Origin of the sequence: Vibrio sp. MEBiC08052 (assembly GCF_001506075.1) — a bacterium.
Taxonomy (GTDB): domain Bacteria; phylum Pseudomonadota; class Gammaproteobacteria; order Enterobacterales; family Vibrionaceae; genus Vibrio.
Window position 1 is genome coordinate 261,582 of sequence record NZ_KQ947475.1, and the last position, 20,089, is coordinate 281,670.

Consider the following 20,089-nt stretch of genomic DNA (forward strand, 5'->3'; position numbering starts at 1 on the left):
CTGGCACTTGTTTTTGTTTTGATGTGTTCATTATTCAAAAAAATCTTTGATAGCTCTAATCGTTTGATGCTATGGTTTCGATAGATGTAATCTATTAGGGGGATAGAATGAATATCCGAGATTTTGAATACTTGGTCTCTTTAGCTGAACACCGTCATTTTCGTAAAGCAGCTGAAGCGTGTTTTGTCAGTCAGCCGACACTCAGTGGTCAGATCCGTAAACTGGAAGATGAACTGGGAACCGTATTGTTAGAACGAAGCAGCCGCCGGGTGCTCTTTACTGACGCTGGCTTACAGTTAGTCGAACAGGCAAAAAATATTCTTAAAGAGATTAAAACATTCAAAGATATGGCGAGCGGGCAAGGAGATGAGATGAGTGGTCCGATGCATATCGGCTTTATCCCGACAGTTGGTCCTTATCTATTGCCCCGCATTGTCCCGTCACTGAAAACTCATTTTCCTGATTTAGAATTGTATTTGCATGAAGCGCAGACAAACCAGTTAGTCCGTCAATTGGAAGATGGTAAATTGGACTGTCTTGTACTGGCATCCGTTGAAGAAACGAAGCCATTTAAAGAAATTGAGCTCTACAATGAGCCGATGAGTCTTGCTGTGCCTGCCGACCACCCGTGGGCGAAGAGCGAGCAATTGGATATGTCTCATCTCAAAGGACAAACCGTACTGATGCTGGGTGACGGGCATTGCTTACGTGATCAGGCGCTGGGATTCTGTTTTGCGGCCGGTGCAAAAGATGATGAACGATTTAAGGCAACCAGCTTAGAAACATTACGGAATATGGTCGCTGCCGGTGGCGGCATTACATTACTGCCTGAACTCTCTTTGCCGGGGTGCCGAGAAAAAGATGGCGTCTGCTATCTGAAAGCATTCAATCCCGTGCCAAGCCGGACATTAGTGCTGGTCTATCGGCCCGGTTCACCGCTCAGACAACGGTTTGAGACATTGGCTGGTGTGATTCGTCAACGGCTCAATGAACTGACCTGAAGTAGAACACATATCAAAAAGCGGAGTGACCTCCGCTTTTGGTGTTTTTGTTCGCTTGAGAGAACCACTTTTCATTCAAAAGCAGTCCCTACAACACTAAAACAGTTCTTCACCACCATTGGGTGAGGTGTACAGACTATTCGTCACGGAATCCTGTACATATTCTTTCGGTTCGGTGCCCTGAATAAAGTATTCGAACATCGCACTACCATCCGTTTTTGTCGTTAACAATCCGCTCTCCCGATCGATTCTGACTTGAACAATATGTTTTGGGATGACCTTCTCATGTGTCGGGACATCATTGAGTGCATGGGCCATAAAATCGATCCAAGCCGGTTCTGCTGTTTTGGCACCTGATTCGCCACCGCTAATTGGTACATCGTCGAGGTTCGGGTTTTGGGTTGTTTTGCCTAAATCCCGGTTATGGCTGTCAAACCCGACCCAGGCACTGGCAACGATACCCGGTGCAAACCCATTATACCAAGCATCTTTCGAATCGTTGGTTGTCCCGGTTTTCCCACCAATATCCCGGCGTTTGAGTTTTTGAGCACGCCATCCGGTGCCGTTCCATCCGGTTCCTTCACGCCAGTTTCCGCCACCCCAAATATTGCTATACATCATTTCCCGAACCAAAAATGCATTCTGTTCCGAGATAACGCGTGGAGCATATTGGACATCTGCCGAATGTTCATTAAAGCGAGGTGATCCGGCATTGACATAAGCGCTATCTTGATGAATATCGGGGGCACTGATCCCTTGTTCATTCTCTCCTTGCTGGACGCTATCGTACTGATCTTGATTTTGTAGCTCATCGCTGTCCTGATCAGGGCATTGGTCATGGCAGACGATTTTCGGTGTGGAGCGATAGACCAGTGTCCCGAAAGGATCTTCAACATGATCAATGTAATAGGCATCAACACTGTAACCGCCGTTGGCAAATACCGAGTATCCCTGTACCAGTTTCAGAGGGCTCAGGCTACCGGCACCCAGCGCGATGGTTTCTGAATGAGGCAGATTGTCCAGATCGAAGCCAAAACGGGTCAGATAGTGTCGCACACGTTCCAGACCAACCGCTCTGAGCACGCGGATTGCCATGACGTTTTTCGATTGTGCCAAGCCAATCCGTAGCCGCGTCGGCCCTCGGTAAGTCGGAGGTGAATTTTTAGGACGCCATGCTGTTCCCTGACTCTGATCCCATTTGTTGATCGGTGCATCATTGACCAGCGTTGCCAGCGTCAAACCATCATCAATGGCGGATGAATAGATGAAGGGTTTAATCCCCGAACCAACCTGACGGATGGATTGTGTCACGCGGTTAAACTTACTATGAATGAAATTAAAACCGCCGACCAGCGCAAGAACGGCACCATCTTCAGGATTCATCGCAACAAAAGCGGTGTTGGCATTCGGCACCTGACTGAGATGCCAGATCGGTTGATTTTCATCCGAAGTATCATCACGTTTTCTCACCCAGATTTGTTCACCGGCTGCCATGATTTGATGGGCGTCCGTCGGCGCGTCTCCTTGCCGATCATCGGTAATAAAACGCCGGGCCCATTTCATCCCATCCCAGGGAATGGTTTGCGAACCGTGATTCTTGACCCAGACCGTCGCTGATTGTTGGGTAACATCCGTCACAATGGCTGGGTACATATCATCGTAGATAGGTTGTTCGGTGAGGTATTCTTCCATCTGCTCTTGGGTGTACGCCGATTGACCCGTTTTCCACAACACTTTTTCTGCACCACGATAACCATGGCGTTGATCGTAGTCGATCAAGTTATTAATGGCTGATTTATGCGCGGCATCTTGCAGATCAGACTGGATGGTGGTGGTGACTCTCATCCCTGATGTATAGGCGTCTTCACCATAATGCTCAACCATCCAGGCACGTGCGAGCTCAGCCACATAAGGTGCATTGACTTCAATTTCAGCCACATGATATCGCGCGATCAATGGCTCAGCTTTTGCCGAGTCATACTGCTTCTGCGTAATGTAATGTTCGTCAAGCATTCGCATCAGGACGACATTACGACGGTGGGTTGCCCGGGTCAGTGAGTAGATCGGGTTCATGGTCGACGGGGCTTTCGGCAATCCGGCAATCATGGCTATTTCACCCAGTGTGAGGTCTTTGACGTTTTTACCGAAATAGACTTGTGCTGCGGCACCAACCCCATAAGAGCGATAGCCCAGATAGATTTTGTTCAGATACAGTTCAAGGATTTCGTCTTTTGTGAGCAACTGTTCAATGTGAACGGCGATAAAAATCTCTTTTATCTTGCGCATGATTTTCTTCTCATTGCTCAGGAAGAAGTTACGGGCAAGTTGCTGAGTAATGGTACTCGCGCCTTGAGAGGCACTACCGGAGAGTATGACGGCAAATGCCGCGCGGGTAATCCCGATGGGGTCAAATCCGTAGTGCTCATAAAAGCGATTATCTTCCGTTGCCAGAAATGCATGGATCAAATCCGGCGGGATGTCACTCAGTTTGAGTGGAATTCGGCGTTTTTCTCCAAACTGGGCAATCAGTTTTCCATCTTTACTGAAAACCTGCATCGGTGTTTGAAGTTGAACATCTTTTAAGGTGGCGACATCAGGTAATTCCGGTTTTACATAGTAGTAAAACCCAAAAATTGTACTCACCCCTAAAACCATGCAAATCAATGAAAATAAAAATAATCGCTTTATGAACTTCACCGGATAATCCCTGTTTGGTCGGATTGAACGCATGTCATCCGATCTAATTTTCGCTATTTTCTCTAAGAAACTGATCGCTTAACGTTTCATTTCAAGATAGACCCGTTGAAAAGAGTCTACACGACTAAAAATATCGGTTGTTAAAAATATAATTGCGGCAAACCTGTCGTTTTATCTTTTTACCATCCCGTCATTTTGGTGCTATCTCAAAATGAACGCTTATTGTACTACCAATCAGCGATTTGAACAGTGCTGAACGACTGGAGTCTGTATGAGAAAACGTATCGTAACGGGAATCGATATCCGCCGTCACCGTATTACTACCGTTACTTTAAAGCGCCAACATAACATCGTGTCATTACTTGACTGTGAAACGCTGTCTGTTCCCGATGACATTTTCTCTGAGAATGAGGTCATCGATTATCAGAGCATTGTCAATAAACTTGCCGAAGTAAGAAAGAGATTACCTTTTTGGCAACATCGGGTTGCGATTTCGATGCCTGACCTGACGGTGATGGCCAAAACACTTCAGCTCTCTATAAGTGATTATGATCAAAGTTTGGAGCCGTGGTTGATTGCTCAGGCTTTTGCTGAAAAAACCGGCCTCTCCGGTGATTCCGTCTATTTAGATTATGTCCCGCTTCAAACTGGCTATCAGGTCTATGCTGCGAAAAAGGAAGTGGTAGAAAGCCGTCTGCAAGCGCTTTGTCTGGCCGGATTAAGACCCGTATTGATCGATACGGAAAAGCAGGCCTTTCTTCAGTTTCTGCTGCAATCCATGTGTCGTACTCAGCGTCAGGGGTGGCTACTGATTGACATCGGTGAAGATATTATCGCGATGGGATTTATCACCGATGAACTGAGTTTTTATCGTCAGTTTCCTTTTTCTGTACAGGCGTTCGATGTAGCGCTCACGCTAGTGTTACAAGAGGTGCAGCGGTTTATATCATTACATCCTGCCGCTTTGCTGAACGGGATATGGGTCAATAGTTCGCCGGGCATATATCAGACGGTAGCACAGGGGTTGCGTCAGCAATTCTGTGGGCAGGTAGAACACTTGGTGGCCGCATCGGTTTTCGAGACATCAGCTTCGATACCTGCTCATTACTGGCCTTTCATTCCATTGGCTGCCGGCAGTGCGTTGCGTGGCCTGATGGCATTGGAGTCCGGTTATGCTGCATGAACTGAATTTAATGGATTGGCGACATCGTCAATTATACCGACGGAAGCGGTTTTTATATGGATTGTGGCTCTTCGGCGGGTGTTTGTGGCTAGTTGTACAGAGTATTTTCTATTTTGAATGGCACAAGCAACAAACCTTCTGGCAACAGTCTGAGCAGCGGTTCAATTTACAACTGGATGAGCAGCAAAAGCGTCTGCATCAGTGGGAAGTGCGACAGCAACATGCGCTGCAGAATCAGCGAGAACTGGCTGACACAGAGCAGTGGATCGTACACAGCCAATTGCCGCAGAAACTTATGTCCGTGTTGGCCTCGGCTGTTCCCGACGGCATCTATCTGGAAGAAATCCGTTTGACGGAACAACTGGTTGTCATCCAAGGATTAAGTCGTCATCCGACAGTGATGAGCCGTTTTATTCAGCGGCTCAGGCAAGCCTCATCGATTAGGCAGCTGGATATTCTGTCAGTGACGGATCAGACCTCCCATTGGGGCAGCAAATTCAATACGTTTCAGCTGCGTTTGGTGATAACAGCAAACACTGGTGTCGGTTCGGTCTCAGCGATTAAGTCTGAAGTTGCAATGGAACCTGTTGCTGTCATTCATGCTGTTGAGAAACAGAACGCGATTGAGAAAAAGGACCGCGCAGATGTTCACTGATTTTCTCCAACGTCGGATGTTGAATGCTTCGATACTGCAACAAGTGGGGATGGTGGCAGGTCTGTTTGTGGTACTCACTGGTGTCAGCTATCCACTTTTCTGGCAAAGCCGATATGACATGTTATTGCAATATCAATCCCATCTGAATGCACTGTCTCAGCAACAGGAGATGAACCGGCAACAATTGCATGACTTTCGCCGACAGCAAGCGGATTGGGAGGCGATTCAGTACCAACTGGTGCAAACCATGGCGCAGGTAACCAAAGTGCGTGATTCTTCTGCGTGGGTCAAACAAGTCGAGCAGGTTGCAGAGCAACAGCATATTCGCATTCGACATATTGTATGGAAAACACCGCAACAACTTTATGGCCATGATGCGGATACTTTCGAGATCAGGTTGAGCGGTCTGTTCCCTGACATCCTGAATTTCATGCGGACAATTGCGCATCAGTCTGTTGGTGTAGTGTTTCAACCGATTCGCTGGAAAAGAGTGTCACCACAGCAGCGTCGTATTGAGGTCGTCGCAACTGGTTTTCTTTATCAACTGAAAACAGATCACAGCAAAGATCATCATATAAAAGGACATGATCAACATGAGTCAAAATAACTATCGGGGAGTGTTGTCTGACATCTGGGTGATAGGGGGGATTTTATGGGGAGTCTGTACTCAAGTACTTGCCCAACCGACTATTGATCCGTTTGATGTGCCGATCATGACACAATCCAGTACGGTGTCCGGAGAGGCACCCGGTTCATCGCAACCGATACTGGAAACGGTGTTCATTCCTGTCCAGTATGCGAAAACTGCAGACTTACTGCCACTACTTAAAGGAGGAGAGCAACCGGGGCTGCTTTCCGAATATGGATTGGTACGCGTTGCCCCCCGAACCAACTCGCTGATTATTCGCGATACGCCACATCATTTAGCATCGATCCGGAGCATGATCCAAGCGCTCGATATTCCCGTGAAACAGGTCAGAATTGAAGCGCGAATTGTGATTGTCAGTGAAGGGGCACTTGATGAGCTTGGTGTACGCTGGGGTGTCGGCTTGGAACAAGGGCACCTTGCCGTTGGTAGTCACATTCAACAGCACCATACGGCAGATGACGGAGCAGACGAATCATCACAAGTGACCGATTTTATGAATATTAATTTGCCGAGTACATCCGGTAATGCTTCATCGATTGCTTTTCGATTAGCTAAGTTGGGCTCCGGCACATTACTGGATTTGGAGTTATCGGCATTACAGAGTGAATCCCGTGCTGAAATTATTTCCAGCCCGAGCCTGTTAACCACAAACCATCAGTCAGCGTTTATCGAACAAGGGACTGAGATCCCATATCAGGAGTCGAGTTCCGATGATAAGACCACCATTGCTTTTAAAAAAGCGGTGTTGAGTCTGGAAGTGACCCCGAATATCACACCGGATCATCACATGTTGCTGGATTTACGCGTAACACAAGATCGTCCCGGAGAGGTGGTTAAAACCGGTTCCGGAGAAGCTGTTGCCATTACGACGCAAAGAATCGGCACTCAAGTATTAGTCAATGACGGAGAGACAGTTGTTCTCGGGGGAATTTATCAGAAAACTCAAATGCATCGAGTTGATAAAGTGCCAGTGTTAGGGGAATTACCGTTATTAGGCAAACTGTTTCGGCGTAATTATCAAAAGACGGATAAGAATGAGTTGCTTATTTTTGTCACACCTCGGGTTGTGATTCAATAAGTTAGTCCGCTTTTTGCAGATCGTCTAAAAATAAGGTTGCATTCGGGCACTCAGATCTAGATAATTTCGGGTCTTATCACGAAATGTCTGTGAGGAATTGGTGCCACGAAGCTGATTCATCCCTTGTTATACCTTGAATTCACTTGTGGCGATGTCATTGAATTAATGTTGTTAATTACTGCTAAACATGGCTGAAAAACGTAATATTATCCTTGTTGGTCCTATGGGGGCCGGCAAAAGTACTATCGGTAGATATCTGGCACAGCAACTTCATATGGAATTTGTCGATTCTGACTCCGTTATTGAAGAACGGACGGGGGCAGATATTGCTTGGGTATTTGATGTTGAAGGAGAAGATGGTTTCCGGAAACGTGAAGAAACTGTCATCCATGATCTGACTGAACAACAGGGCATCGTTCTGGCAACAGGCGGTGGATCAGTCAAAAGCAAAGAAAATCGTAATCGTCTTTCTGCCCGGGGAGTTGTCGTTTATCTGGAAACGACAATTGAGAAACAGTTAGCTCGTACCAGCCGTGATAAAAAGCGTCCGCTCCTGCAAACGGAACAGCCACGCGAAGTTTTAGAAGCTTTGGCTGAGGAACGTAATCCGCTTTATGAAGAAATTGCGGATATTACTGTGAAAACTGATGATCAAAGTGCAAAAGTGGTAGCCAATCAGATCGTAAAAATGTTAGAAGAACAATAGGTTTTTTTATTTTTGCGGAGTGCAACCATGGCGCAGATTACGGTCAGTCTAGGTGAGCGTAGTTACCCCATTTCAATCGGAGCCGGATTATTTCAAAATCCGGCGCTTCTTTCTTTTCTTCCCCCTCAGCAAAAGGTGGTCATAGTCAGTAACGTCACTGTTGCGCCACTTTATGCTGATAAAATCACGCAGTTATTGAACGATATCGGCTGTCAGACCTATCTGCTGACGCTACCCGATGGTGAGCAGTACAAGAATCTGAATACTTTTGATACGGTCATGACATTTCTGCTTGAGCATAATCTTGGGCGAGATATTGTGATCGTTGCTCTCGGTGGTGGTGTGATCGGTGATCTGGTTGGTTTTGCGGCGTCATGCTATCAACGAGGCGTTGATTTTATTCAAATACCAACAACGCTATTGTCTCAGGTTGATTCTTCGGTGGGCGGAAAAACAGCGGTAAATCATCCGTTGGGTAAGAATATGATCGGTGCATTCTATCAACCGCGTTCAGTGATTATTGATATCGATTGCCTGTCAACGCTGCCCGAACGAGAATTTGCTGCCGGAATGGCAGAAGTTATCAAATACGGCATTATTTATGATGCTGAGTTCTTCGACTGGCTGGAAACCAATCTTGAGACGCTGTATGCACTGGATCAGTCTGCGCTAACTTATGCCATCGCACGGTGTTGCGAGATTAAAGCTGAAGTTGTGGCGCAGGATGAAAAAGAAGCCGGGATTCGGGCATTACTGAATTTAGGTCATACGTTTGGTCATGCCATTGAAGCGCATCTGGGATACGGACAATGGCTGCATGGTGAAGCGGTTGCATCAGGAACCGTGATGGCTGCGAAGACTGCACAATTACACGGTTTAATTTCTGAAGCGCAGTTCTCACGAATTGTGGCACTCCTCAAATCAGCAAAGCTACCGGTGCAAACCCCGAACGGCATGTCTTTCTCTGATTTCATGACCCATATGATGCGGGATAAAAAGGTTCTGGCCGGTACATTGCGGCTCGTTCTCCCAACTGGAATCGGTACTGCACAAGTGTTGAAGGGCATTCCAGAATCAACGATTGAGCATGCGATCGATTTCTGTCGTACAGTATAATTCAACAGTCTTTCATGCTTCTGGGTAGGATGATTTCATGAGTGCAGCACACGGTCGAGTGTTGGAATTACAGTCTCAGGTCGATCTGTTAGAACGGCTGAGGTTACTGACGCATTTCGGTTCAAATCTGGTGACTGTCTCCGGTGAACCCGGAGCCGGTAAAACTTGGCTCGCACAACGTTATCTGGAAGCATGGGCAGAGGATAAGAATCAGTCGCTATTGTTGTGCTATCCCAATCAGGATGATCGCCAGCATCGTATGACGATTCTGACGCAGATCGATTCTCACGCACGTTTTAGTCCCGATGATGCCTTGGTCGATAATCTGACGGCTGTGTTTGATGACGAACCTTGTAATATCGTTATCGTGGTCGATAATGCACAGCGTCTGTCTGAGAATCTGGTTTCGGAGCTATGGATGCTTGTGCTTGAGGCGCAGGATAAGCCACAATGGTCGATCAATGTGATCCTCTTTGCTCTGCCTCGGGTACTTGACCCTTTAATTACTCGAATTGGGTATGGTCAAGAGCATAAACCGGTTGATCTGGAGATTGATCGACTTTCTCAAGATGACGCTGATCGTCTTTTCGAATATCTGGTGATCCGTTTTATCGACGATAAAATGGAGAAGCGAGTTCGCCATGCGTATAGTAAAGTGAATAAAACACCGGGTGATATCATAGCATTAGGAGAGAAGAAGATGGAAAAGCGGATAGTGATTCGCTCAATAGTCGGGTCTCCGGTCAAGATCGCGGCACTGATACTGTTACTCGCTGTAATTCTCGGTGGGGGTTATTGGTGGATGTTATCTGAAGAGCAGGCACCTGAGCGTGTGCTGGATGATATGGTTGCCAATGATACCGCGACAAAAGAACAGACGGTGATACCAGCCTTAACTGGTAATACCAAAGAGCAGACGAAAGCAGCTGACATATCCGATTCGTCCGGTGTAAATTCCACTGAGCCACTACCGGATGGTGTGAAGGATGATTCTAATGCGCTTCCCCCGGCGGTGACTTCTGATTCTGACCGGGTTGGTGAGGATGATCAGGGACAACGGGTTGTGATTTCTTCTGAAGTGGTTGATGCATTGATGGATGGTAAAGCTGAATCGGTGGATACCAAACAACTCGCGGATGTTGCCCGTCAGGTTGCACCGGTGTCGGATGATTCTGCAGCGGTGGACGAGCGGCAGCAAACGGCATCGACAGAGCAGAGCGCATCATCTTCAACCCCAACCACTGGGCAATCCAAACCAGACCGTTCGCAATCCTTGTCCGGTTACTCATTTTCCTATGCCACTGCTGAATTAAAGGGTATGTCTGATCGCAGCTATACCTTGCAGCTCGCTGCATTTAACTCGCTCCGGGAAGTTGAAGATTTTATTCAACGTCATCGCTTACAGAATCAGGTTTATGTCTATCCGACGATTCGGGATCAGGTGAACTGGTATATTGTAACGTACCAAAACTATCCAACGATTCAGATGGCTCGAGATGCGGTCACGACGCTCCCTCGCCCGATTCAGGTGCTCGGACCATGGGCAAAATCTATCAGACAGGTACACCGAGAAATTGAACGAGTGAAATAGTACGGGTTCACTTGGGGATAAAGTGAAAATATGTTAGATTTCGCAGCCTTGTTAATTGTGGTGGATAGATAGAGCAGTAGATGAAGAAGAATCGCGCCTTTCTGAAGTGGGCTGGCGGAAAATATGGATTGGTTGATGATATCCGACGCCATTTACCGGCTGCTCAAACTTTAGTTGAACCTTTTGTCGGTGCTGGTTCTATTTTTCTCAATACCGATTATGAGCATTATGTTCTGGCCGATATCAATCCAGATCTAATCAATTTATACAACCTGTTGAAAGAGCGGCCCGAACATTATATTACAGAAGCCAAACGGTGGTTTATTGCTGAGAATAATCGTAGAGAAGTCTATCTATCGGTTCGGCAGCAGTTTAATCAGACCGATGAAGTGATGTATCGCTCGTTGGCATTTTTGTATATGAACCGTTTTGGTTTTAACGGGTTATGCCGTTATAACAAAAAAGGCGGTTTCAATGTTCCTTTTGGTTCTTACAAAAAACCCTATTTCCCTGAAGCCGAGCTCGAGTTTTTCGCCGAGAAAGCGAAGAAAGCAACGTTTATCTGTACCAATTATCGGGATAGTTTTGAACAAGCGGACCATGTCAGTGTGATTTATTGCGATCCACCGTATGCTCCGTTGTCTCATACCGCGAATTTTACCTCTTACACTGGTGGTGGCTTTTCACTTGATGATCAGGCTGCGTTGGCTGATATTGCCGAGAAAACTGCGAATGATCGGGGCATATCGGTGTTAATCTCAAATCATGATACGATTCTGACCCGACGGTTGTACCATGGTGCAAAACTCAATGTCGTGAAGGTAAAGCGAACCATCAGCCGTAATGGGGCGGGGCGAAATAAAGTGGATGAATTGCTCGCACTATTTGAAGGCAATCCGGCATCTCGGGTAGCTCAATAATCAGGGCTTGGCGTGTTGCGGTTGAGCGAACCATCTTCGACACGCCGCAAAAATGGTATCAAAGCGCAACACAGGCTAGGATCCGAGCAATGGCTTCTGTAGAATGGTCTATCTTGGCAACTATTCCTAATCTTCATGCTCACAGAGGCCTGCTTTATGAAAGACTTTTTGATTGCCCCTTCCATCCTTTCTGCTGATTTAGCCCGTTTAGGTGAGGATGTTGTTGATGTCCTGAACGCCGGTGCGGATGTGATTCATTTTGATGTTATGGATAACCATTATGTGCCGAATTTGACCTTTGGCGCACCGGTTTGCAAAGCATTACGTGACTATGGTGTGACGGCACCGATTGATGTCCATCTGATGGTTAAACCGGTTGATCGTCTCATCCCGGATTTTGCTAAAGCAGGTGCATCAATGATTACTTTTCATGTTGAAGCTTCCGAGCATGTTGATCGCACGTTGCAACTCATCAAAGATCATGGTTGCCAAGCCGGTGTCGTGCTGAATCCGGCGACTCCACTGATTCATCTGGATTATCTGATGGATAAAGTGGATCTGATCCTGCTGATGTCTGTAAACCCCGGATTTGGCGGTCAGTCTTTCATTCCGCATACACTGGATAAACTCAGTGCCGTTCGTGAACGCATCAATGCTTCCGGTCGTCAGATTCGTCTGGAAATCGACGGTGGCGTCAAAATTGATAACATCCGTGAAATTGCCGAAGCCGGTGCTGATATGTTTGTGGCGGGTTCCGCGATCTTTGGTCAGCCCGATTACCAACAAGTGATTGACGCGATGCGTGCTGAGTTGGCACAGATCAAGCGATAATCTGTCGTTGTGTTCAATCCGAAGGGATCCATTTGGGGTGTGAGTATGCTGAGCCACCCATATAAAAACAGATAGAGAGTAGATGTAATGTCTTTTGAACCGATTCAATTGATTGTTTTTGATCTGGACGGCACGTTGTTAGACAGTGTTCCCGATCTTGCTGTGGCAGCCGATCAGGCTGTCCGTGCGTTGGGTTATCCGGGTGTTTCTGAAGCACAGGTTCGTGATTATGTCGGCAATGGCGCTGATGTCTTAATTGGCCGGGCTTTGAGTCAGAGTCTGACCGTTGACCCGTCGTTGAGTCCTGAGCTGATGCAAGATGCCAGAAAACGTTTTGACGGATATTATGAAGCGACGGGACATCGTCTTAGTCACTTGTATCCGGGGGTTAAAGAGACACTGGAACAGTTATATCAGGCAGGGTTTACTCTGGCCATTGCAACCAATAAACCGTCGCGGTTCGTGCCCGATATTCTGCAACAGCATGGTATCTCCCACTATTTTAAAGAAGTGATTGGCGGTGACCGTTTTGAGAAAAAGAAACCGGATCCGATGGCGCTTGAATGGTTGCTCACCACCTATAATTGCCAGCCTCAACAGATGCTGATGGTCGGTGACTCAAAGAATGATATTCTGGCGGCACAGCGTGCCGGATGCCGTTCATTCGGGCTGACATACGGCTACAATCATGGTGAGCCTATTGCTGACTCAAATCCCGATTATGTGGCAGATCAAATCAATCAATTACTAGATATTGTTCTTGTCTCGGCATGAATGCGATAAATATCTAGAAAAATACTTCCTGATGAGTACACTGAGTAAACCGTGTGACTGTTTGCAGAACGATCACACGGTTTTTCTCTAATTTTGATGAAGTCAAAGGAATCTTTTCATGAGCAACTCCCTCGTCTCGGACAAACCGATCGTCTTTAGTGGTGTTCAACCCTCCGGTGAACTCAGTATTGGTAACTACTTGGGTGCGCTTCGTCAATGGCATCAGATGCAAGATGAATACAACTGTCAGTATTGTATCGTTGATCTCCATGCGATCACCGTGCGTCAGGATCCAAAAGCGTTACAGGCAGCAACACTAGACGCACTGGCGATTTGTCTTGCAGTCGGTATTGATCCGCGCAAGAGCACCTTATTTGTTCAGTCTCATGTCCCTGCTCATGCACAACTCAGTTGGCTTCTCAATTGTTATACCCAGATGGGTGAGTTGAGTCGGATGACCCAGTTCAAGGATAAATCCGCACGTTATGCAAATGATGTCAATGTCGGACTGTTTGATTACCCGGTCTTGATGGCTGCCGATATCCTTCTTTACGGCACCCATCAGGTACCCGTTGGGAATGACCAGAAGCAGCATCTTGAACTGGCTCGCGATATTGCCATTCGTTTTAATAATATTTACAGCCCTGAGCAACCGATCTTCACTGTGCCTGAGCCGTACATTCCTAAAGTGAATGCACGGGTGATGAGTCTTCAGGATGCAACCAAGAAGATGTCCAAGTCGGATGATAACCGCAAGAATGTCATCACGCTGCTTGAAGATCCGAAATCGATTCTCAAGAAGATCAATAAAGCTCAAACGGACACTGAAACTCCACCACGGATTCGTCACGATGTTGAAAACAAAGCCGGGATCTCCAACCTGATGGGATTGTACTCGGCAGCAACCGGGATGACTTTTGCTGAAATCGAAGCAAAATATGCAGGGGTGGAAATGTATGGCCCGTTCAAGAAAGACGTCGGTGAAGCGATTGTCGCCATGCTGGAACCCGTTCAGAGTGAATACCACCGGATTCGTGCTGATTTGGGCTATCTCAATGAAGTGATGAAATCTGGCGCTGAAGCCGCGTCGGCAAAAGCAGCGCCAATCCTGAAAAAAGCCTATCAAGCGGTTGGTTTTGTGACACCATTTTAAGTATCACCAACCAAGGTTACATCAATATCAAGGCTGCCTATCGGCAGCTTTTTACTGAATCCGTTTGATCCCCGCCGCCTTCATAATATATTTTTCATAAATCGGTTCACTGGTGCCTTTCTTCACTTTATAGAGGAAATATTTCTCGAAAGCGATTTTAGCGATGTGAACCCATTGCCCCATCGAGGTCCAGTTGGTATTTCGTGGCGGGTTTTGTGGCAGGGCAATAAATGCCGCCCCTTTATCCCCCATGTCAGCCAGACAGACTGCATTCATCGACGGCTTGGTTTTCACCGCTTCACCACGCTCAATGCTGAGAATATTTTCTACAATCGCACTGGTCATGGATTCAATCATAAAACCGGTTTTCGGTGCTCCGACAGGAACCGGTGTTTCTTCAAGTGGCGGAATTGCAACGCAAACACCGGCAGCAAAGATTTCCGGGTAAGTCGGGCTACGCTGATATTCATCAGTCAGCACAAAGCCTTTGGGGTTGCATAAGTCAGGAACATTGGCCACCGCAGGTGAACCTTTAAATGGTGGCAAGAACATCGCCATATTGAAAGGTAAGTGATGTTCGAAATCGACTTCGCCTTTGCGGTTGAGCTCTTCAATATGGGCCATATTGGGTTCAAAATGCGTGGTGCGTGCATTACAAATCCATTGAATACCCCGCTCCCGGAATTCGTGCTCCATTAATGCTTTTGAATCCCCGACGCCGCCGAGTCCCATGTGGCCGATGTAAGGTTCGCTGGTAACAAAAGTCATCGGTACCTGAGCGCGGATTTTCAGTTTACGCAACTGGCTTTCAAGCGACAGGATATATTCATAGGCAGGACCGAAACAACTGGCTCCCTGAAGCGCCCCGACAATGACCGGTCCCGGGTTTTTGATGAGCTGCTGATAGGCTTCGTGAGAATGTACCGCGTGGTCAACCGTACAGATTGACTGGGTATAACCATTCTCCGGCCCGGCTCCGGGGACGGTTTCAAATGCCAGTTTCGGGCCAGTACAGATAGCCAGATAGTCATACTCGTATTCGGTTCCGTCTTCAGTTTGCAGACATTTATTCTGAGCGTGGATCTGAGCAACGCCGGAAGTATTGAAGGGAATCCGGAATTTCTTCGTGTAGGGTGTTAAATCCAATACCACCTGATCTCTGGTTCGCTCTCCAAGGGCGACCCAAGGGTTTGAAGGAATAAAATGAAATTCAGCGCCTTCATTGATCAGCAGTATTTCATGATCTTTCGGTAGTTTCTGCCTTAATTCATAGGCGACGGAGATGCCACCCAACCCTGCACCAATTACGATCGTTCTTTTCATCTTTACTTTCTCTCTCTTTTATATTAGTAATTACTAAATTAATAATAACTTATATTCAAGATTGTGCGCCCGATCTGCATCACAGAAAGAAGATCAGATGAGGGGGACGTTGACGGGAACGTGTTTAACAGCCAAAACGATCACGCGTAATGGTAATACGGTGACCTTTAAATATGATGCTGAACATAACCGCTATCTGAAGACGACCAGTGACGGTAAGGAGACATTCTACTTCGGCAAATACTATGAGCGGGTGACTGATACCAAGACCGGTGAAGTACAGCATAAACCACTTTATTTATGCCGATGGCAAGCTGATCGCGCTGAATACGCAGGTCAAAGATGCCGATGATAAGTTGAAAGATAAGCAGATACGCTATCTGCACTATGACGCGCTGGAATCGGTCGATATGATCACCGACGGTTATGGCGTGGTGGTAGAACGGCGCAGTTATGATACCTGGGGTAAACAGCGCAAAGTGAGTTGGCGTGAAGACGGCCCCCGCTGGATGTTGTACAGGCAGCCATCACCAACCGGGGTTACACCGGCCATGAAGAGATCACCGAAGTCGGGCTGATTCATATGAATGGCCGGGTTTATGATCAGGAACTGGGGCGGTTTATCAGCCCGGATCCGGTAATACAAGCTCCGTTTGTGACCAATAGTTTTAACCGCTACTCTTATGTCTGGGATAACCCATTAAAATACATAGATAATACTGGGTTCTATACTTTTGAGAATAGTCCATCGGATCCTCCTGCTTCTCATAATGCAGTATCGACACCACATAGCAGTAGTAATACAAATGACGACAATGGTCATACAAACGATAATCATGGAAAAACTGAGCAAAAAAATATAGAAAATCGAGGGTTTGGTTTTGGCTTTTCTTATATGACCAGAGCTATTGGAGAATTGTTTGGTGGCCTCGGAAATACACCTGAAGATAAAGCCGAGATGGCAGCAAGAAATGCAGCGCAGATTGCCAGAACTCAGGGTTATATGGCAGGATATAGCTACTGGACTCGTACCGCTCTAGACATTGGAACAGAAGTTCTAAGTAGCATGTATAGTGAGTTATCGAAAGAGATAAAAGGTTTTAAAGAGAAAATAACAGTAAAGCTGGGTGTTGGTATTGGAGGTAATATAAAATTTGGTATTAAAGGTGTTGCTGATATTGATATTGGTTTTTCGCTTAGCAGTGCAGCAGTGTTGAGTGATGATAAATTTAAGCAAGGATATGATACAGAATTTAATTACCCTCATATCTCTGTTACAACTCCTGGATTTAAAGGAGAGTTAAGTTTAGGAAAAGAAGTTTATCATTTTTCACCTACTAGATTAGATGAAAACTATAAAAAATTAGAAAGCCCTAGTGCGAAGTTTAATGTTAACTATAAGGGCGTTAATATTAATGAAAGTAAGGTAAATGTTAAAGTTGGAGTTGCAGCTTTTGGTGAAGTGGAGTATGTTTTTTAATGAAACTATACAATGTGTTATTTTTTTCATATGTTTTTCTATTTTTTATGATTTTTATGTCATTGATGTCTTCCATATATGACATCGGTTTTTTTAAAGAAGAACCATTCTCAATTATTAATGGAGTTTTATTATTTTTACTCTTAATGATTATTTGGGTTGTTCCTATAGTTATGTCAGTTCTCTATCAGAATATTCCTTATCGAGTTATTTTTGTTATTGCTTCCATGATGTTCCCAGTTTTACTGGGAGGAATATTATTGTATGTGATAAGAAAGAAAAACAGAGACACATTAGGATAAAAATAAAGAGTACACAAAAATAAGCAAAATCCCCCAATAATAGCAGATAAATACCGGGTCACAGGGATTGCCTTAACAATCCCTGCCATTCTATCGTCACCTTTCCCCACAGCCGTCACAGCACAGACTCATTTCATCAAACGTAATCAGATTATTGAGGAACAGAATGACTTCGCGTAATTCGTGTTGATCGATGTGAGGTTCGGTGCGGGTGATGAGTAAGTCGATCAGATATCCGCGGGCGGTCAGGTGCAGACCGAGGTTGGCTGGGTGTTTGGGCATAGTCGCCTCCGGTAGTTGTGATGATGAATCACTACTCAAAGTTCCTACTCTGTGAGTGGTGAACTGAACAGGGGTAGGAATTACCGCAACTACCGTAACGGCCAGCCGAAGCTGCCCTATTCAGCTCACCATAATTGATATGTTGAGATGGTTACGAAAAAGCCGTTATACCAGCTTAATCGTGTATCGGTAGATTAATACAGGTTCCTACGCCTGTCACTGGGTTTGCCAGTGATCTATCATCGTATTTATGGTGTGTGACTAGCTCAAATGATTGTTTTTATAGGATGTAATTCATCGAGGTAATTCATACCTGAGTGACATTTCAGTTGCTACTTTCTGCGATTCAATTCACGTTCAGGAATCAATTTTCATCATCGTAAGAGATGCTGGTCAGAAGTACTTTAACCAACGAATTCATGATTATATTGCGATAAAGCTAGAATCAAGATCTCAACGTCAGAGCCTACAAGTCTTCATATCACTCATATAATCAATCGTATGATAGTATCTGCATCTATTATCACAGTCATAAGGAGAGGTTTTTCATGGCTAATCACAAACTAGCCGGTTTTATGTTTGTTTTCGTTGTGTTGTCTATAGCAGTGGCAACGGCATTTGACTATATCGGGACAACAATCGAGCAGGCAATTCAGTTTGTTACTCAAATCATGACATTCTATGTGGTCATCGCACTATTTGGGATATGGAAAAAAGTGGATTTGTTTACACACAAATCAATGAAAATGATTGCATTATTATATCCCACACTTGTCGTAATTCGGACAATATACCCTCTCTTTGAGTATGCAGAGCAAACAATACCTCGGACTTACATTTTTGCTCAATCAGTAGAGATTATTATATCCCTCCTGATTGCAGGAATTTTTCTGGCGGAGGTGAAAAAGTGAATACTTTTGAGACCGCAAGTAAATTGAAATCAAGCCCTTTGGGTAGTGTTTTCGTTTCGATGTTGGAAAGAATAAAAAACTTGTATGATGTAAATGATCAATATAAAGAGTTAGTTGTATCATTAAATGGCTTGCTCGACGCAGGATATCATTTTAATTCTCCAGAGATTCAAGGGATAGTGAATGTATTACGTGAGTTACCATCATATGGAACAAGACAGCGGAATTTTGAAAGAATGTATCTTCAGGATGAATATACTTTAAGAAAACTTCCAAGCGATCCTAATAAAATTCCCTTCGGATATTGGGCAAGATAATATGGTGCTAATTATTGGAAAAAATAACGCCAGCCTAACCTGACTGGCGTTTGTTTTTGGACAAATCAATAAACCGATTATTCTTTCTTATCTGACGGAGATAGAGTCTGAAGTTTATTCGGGTTAATCACATCGTTGTCTTTAAGCTCACTCGATTTGAGCATTTGCATGCCGGGAGTGACCGGTAATTGTGGGTCAACGAAGTTTTGGTTATCTTTGTCGGTTCTGCTCAAATAGGTTATTGAACCACTGGTATTGGCTGACTGCTCATTTTCTGGTGCAATACTTTGTCCGCCGACAGCACTGTCAATCACGGTAATTCTGCCCATCGCGACGTTATTGTTTTCATTGGTTTCAGCAACCACATCATTTCTGTCAACCACTAACACCAAGTAATAAGTGCCCGCCGTCAAGCCTGAAGGAATCGGAACAGTGATGGTGTGTCTTGAGCCATATGGCAAGAGAACCGATGTTTCTCCGTAGAAATACATAAGCTGCTTATTTGCATTGGCCAAATATATCGCCAGTGTTGGAGCTGTACCGCTTTTTTGTGCGCAATTGGCTGAGGATACCTCGGCATTAATCACAACCTGGCCACCCGCAGTCACTTGGTTCGGAGAAAAACTACCGGAAGAAACCAGCCAGTCCGGTGCTCCTTGCCCCCCGATCTTGACGGTATTCATACTCAGTGCACTCGAAATACTGTAACTCGCCTTCACCTGAAATTCATACGGGACACATGAATTGGCCAATACTTTTTTGTTTTGTTCACTCAACACACTATCCAAATTGACTCGGTATGTTTGTTTTGAGTTACTCGGGACGCAGCGCATTGTACCGCCTAAACCGCTACTCCCACATGAAATATCAGCAAAATCACGGCCGATATCAATGAATGTTTTTCCACCATCTTGTGTCAGTGCAAAATTAACGGTTCTACCGGTATTAAAAATCTCAGAGCCGAACATACGGTAGTCCACCTCAAGTGTTTTTTGATTCGGGTATGGGAGTTCCGTGTTAACGATATCGACATTGCCCGGATAAATCGAGGCGAGAGCCGCTTGACTACAAAGGGCTGTGGTTGTGATTAGGCCAACGACTATTTTTTCTAGTTTCATAC

The 20,089-nt window shown here is 45.5% G+C and carries 17 protein-coding genes and 2 pseudogenes; 15 read left to right on the top strand and 4 right to left on the bottom strand.

Annotation, left to right across the window (positions count from 1 at the left end; translation table 11 throughout):
• Nucleotides 1-107 precede the first annotated feature (107 nt).
• Nucleotides 108-1,001: a DNA-binding transcriptional regulator OxyR gene (oxyR, locus tag VRK_RS01165; RefSeq protein ID WP_059119722.1), complete on the top strand. Its 894-nt coding sequence runs from the start codon at nt 108-110 to the stop codon at nt 999-1,001.
• 96 nt (nt 1,002-1,097) lie between these two features.
• On the opposite strand, the gene VRK_RS01170 is transcribed toward oxyR, so the two are convergent.
• Nucleotides 1,098-3,698: a penicillin-binding protein 1A gene (locus tag VRK_RS01170; protein ID WP_059119723.1), complete on the bottom strand. Its 2,601-nt coding sequence runs from the start codon at nt 3,696-3,698 to the stop codon at nt 1,098-1,100.
• A 271-nt stretch (nt 3,699-3,969) separates the two neighbouring features.
• Here VRK_RS01170 and pilM point away from each other — a divergent pair, with 271 nt between their 5' ends.
• The 11 genes and pseudogenes from pilM (at nt 3,970) to trpS (ending at nt 14,354) form a co-directional block, all read left to right on the top strand.
• On the top strand, nt 3,970-4,881 hold the full coding sequence (gene pilM, locus VRK_RS01175; protein WP_059119724.1) for a pilus assembly protein PilM: 912 nt from the start codon (nt 3,970-3,972) through the stop codon (nt 4,879-4,881).
• Entirely contained in the window at nt 4,871-5,536 is a 666-nt protein-coding gene (locus VRK_RS01180; protein ID WP_059119725.1) for a PilN domain-containing protein, read from the top strand. The genes pilM and VRK_RS01180 overlap by 11 nt, the downstream gene beginning before the upstream one ends.
• Nucleotides 5,526-6,143, top strand: a complete 618-nt coding sequence (gene pilO, locus VRK_RS01185; RefSeq protein WP_059119726.1) for a type 4a pilus biogenesis protein PilO — start codon at nt 5,526-5,528, stop codon at nt 6,141-6,143. Before VRK_RS01180 ends, pilO begins: the two co-directional genes overlap by 11 nt.
• Before the next feature lie 160 nt (nt 6,144-6,303).
• A pseudogene (pilQ, locus tag VRK_RS01190) lies at nt 6,304-7,263 on the top strand (type IV pilus secretin PilQ); the annotation flags it as partial.
• A gap of 187 nt (nt 7,264-7,450) precedes the next feature.
• On the top strand, nt 7,451-7,969 hold the full coding sequence (gene aroK / locus VRK_RS01195; protein ID WP_021019597.1) for a shikimate kinase AroK: 519 nt from the start codon (nt 7,451-7,453) through the stop codon (nt 7,967-7,969).
• A 27-nt stretch (nt 7,970-7,996) separates the two neighbouring features.
• Nucleotides 7,997-9,085, top strand: coding sequence for a 3-dehydroquinate synthase (gene aroB / locus VRK_RS01200; protein ID WP_059119728.1), 1,089 nt, complete (start codon nt 7,997-7,999; stop codon nt 9,083-9,085).
• Nucleotides 9,086-9,122: 37 nt separating this feature from the next.
• Complete coding sequence (locus VRK_RS01205) at nt 9,123-10,676, top strand: SPOR domain-containing protein (RefSeq protein ID WP_059119729.1); 1,554 nt, start codon at nt 9,123-9,125, stop codon at nt 10,674-10,676.
• A gap of 80 nt (nt 10,677-10,756) precedes the next feature.
• Complete coding sequence (locus tag VRK_RS01210) at nt 10,757-11,596, top strand: Dam family site-specific DNA-(adenine-N6)-methyltransferase (RefSeq protein ID WP_059119730.1); 840 nt, start codon at nt 10,757-10,759, stop codon at nt 11,594-11,596.
• Nucleotides 11,597-11,752: 156 nt separating this feature from the next.
• The gene (gene rpe, locus VRK_RS01215) at nt 11,753-12,427 is read left to right on the top strand and encodes a ribulose-phosphate 3-epimerase (protein WP_059119731.1); all 675 of its coding nucleotides are present in this window, start codon (nt 11,753-11,755) and stop codon (nt 12,425-12,427) included.
• Between the two features lie 87 nt (nt 12,428-12,514).
• Entirely contained in the window at nt 12,515-13,201 is a 687-nt protein-coding gene (locus VRK_RS01220) for a phosphoglycolate phosphatase (RefSeq protein WP_059119732.1), read from the top strand.
• 118 nt (nt 13,202-13,319) lie between these two features.
• The gene (trpS, locus tag VRK_RS01225; RefSeq protein WP_059119733.1) at nt 13,320-14,354 is read left to right on the top strand and encodes a tryptophan--tRNA ligase; all 1,035 of its coding nucleotides are present in this window, start codon (nt 13,320-13,322) and stop codon (nt 14,352-14,354) included.
• A gap of 51 nt (nt 14,355-14,405) precedes the next feature.
• Here the strand turns inward: trpS and VRK_RS01230 are convergent, their stop codons facing one another.
• Nucleotides 14,406-15,677, bottom strand: coding sequence for an NAD(P)/FAD-dependent oxidoreductase (locus tag VRK_RS01230; protein ID WP_059119734.1), 1,272 nt, complete (start codon nt 15,675-15,677; stop codon nt 14,406-14,408).
• A gap of 139 nt (nt 15,678-15,816) precedes the next feature.
• Between VRK_RS01230 and VRK_RS21655 the strand changes: the two are divergent.
• Nucleotides 15,817-16,411: pseudogene (locus VRK_RS21655) on the top strand (RHS repeat-associated core domain-containing protein); the annotation flags it as partial.
• A 1,144-nt stretch (nt 16,412-17,555) separates the two neighbouring features.
• Here the strand turns inward: VRK_RS21655 and VRK_RS01250 are convergent.
• On the bottom strand, nt 17,556-17,741 hold the full coding sequence (locus VRK_RS01250; RefSeq protein WP_059119738.1) for a hypothetical protein: 186 nt from the start codon (nt 17,739-17,741) through the stop codon (nt 17,556-17,558).
• 548 nt (nt 17,742-18,289) lie between these two features.
• Between VRK_RS01250 and VRK_RS01255 the strand changes: the two genes are divergently transcribed.
• Together VRK_RS01255 and VRK_RS01260 are read left to right on the top strand one after the other, a co-directional pair.
• Nucleotides 18,290-18,652 carry a hypothetical protein gene (locus tag VRK_RS01255; RefSeq protein ID WP_059119739.1) on the top strand — a complete coding sequence of 121 codons (363 nt, stop codon included), beginning with the start codon at nt 18,290-18,292 and terminating at the stop codon, nt 18,650-18,652.
• Nucleotides 18,649-18,969, top strand: a complete 321-nt coding sequence (locus VRK_RS01260; RefSeq protein WP_059119740.1) for a hypothetical protein — start codon at nt 18,649-18,651, stop codon at nt 18,967-18,969. The genes VRK_RS01255 and VRK_RS01260 overlap by 4 nt, the downstream gene beginning before the upstream one ends.
• Before the next feature lie 77 nt (nt 18,970-19,046).
• Here VRK_RS01260 and VRK_RS01265 read toward each other — a convergent pair whose 3' ends face one another.
• Nucleotides 19,047-20,087: a CARDB domain-containing protein gene (locus VRK_RS01265; RefSeq protein WP_059119741.1), complete on the bottom strand. Its 1,041-nt coding sequence runs from the start codon at nt 20,085-20,087 to the stop codon at nt 19,047-19,049.
• Nucleotides 20,088-20,089: the final 2 nt, after the last annotated feature.

Bases quoted from the DNA above. Each gene is read 5' to 3' on its own strand.
- oxyR (WP_059119722.1), top strand. From the start codon at position 108: ATGAATATCCGAGATTTTGAATACTTGGTCTCTTTAGCTGAACACCGT.
- pilM (WP_059119724.1), top strand. From the start codon at position 3,970: ATGAGAAAACGTATCGTAACGGGAATCGATATCCGCCGTCACCGTATT.
- VRK_RS01180 (WP_059119725.1), top strand. From the start codon at position 4,871: ATGCTGCATGAACTGAATTTAATGGATTGGCGACATCGTCAATTATAC.
- pilO (WP_059119726.1), top strand. From the start codon at position 5,526: ATGTTCACTGATTTTCTCCAACGTCGGATGTTGAATGCTTCGATACTG.
- aroK (WP_021019597.1), top strand. From the start codon at position 7,451: ATGGCTGAAAAACGTAATATTATCCTTGTTGGTCCTATGGGGGCCGGC.
- aroB (WP_059119728.1), top strand. From the start codon at position 7,997: ATGGCGCAGATTACGGTCAGTCTAGGTGAGCGTAGTTACCCCATTTCA.
- VRK_RS01205 (WP_059119729.1), top strand. From the start codon at position 9,123: ATGAGTGCAGCACACGGTCGAGTGTTGGAATTACAGTCTCAGGTCGAT.
- VRK_RS01210 (WP_059119730.1), top strand. From the start codon at position 10,757: ATGAAGAAGAATCGCGCCTTTCTGAAGTGGGCTGGCGGAAAATATGGA.
- rpe (WP_059119731.1), top strand. From the start codon at position 11,753: ATGAAAGACTTTTTGATTGCCCCTTCCATCCTTTCTGCTGATTTAGCC.
- VRK_RS01220 (WP_059119732.1), top strand. From the start codon at position 12,515: ATGTCTTTTGAACCGATTCAATTGATTGTTTTTGATCTGGACGGCACG.
- trpS (WP_059119733.1), top strand. From the start codon at position 13,320: ATGAGCAACTCCCTCGTCTCGGACAAACCGATCGTCTTTAGTGGTGTT.
- VRK_RS01230 (WP_059119734.1), bottom strand. From the start codon at position 15,677: ATGAAAAGAACGATCGTAATTGGTGCAGGGTTGGGTGGCATCTCCGTC.
- VRK_RS01250 (WP_059119738.1), bottom strand. From the start codon at position 17,741: ATGCCCAAACACCCAGCCAACCTCGGTCTGCACCTGACCGCCCGCGGA.
- VRK_RS01255 (WP_059119739.1), top strand. From the start codon at position 18,290: ATGGCTAATCACAAACTAGCCGGTTTTATGTTTGTTTTCGTTGTGTTG.
- VRK_RS01265 (WP_059119741.1), bottom strand. From the start codon at position 20,087: ATGAAACTAGAAAAAATAGTCGTTGGCCTAATCACAACCACAGCCCTT.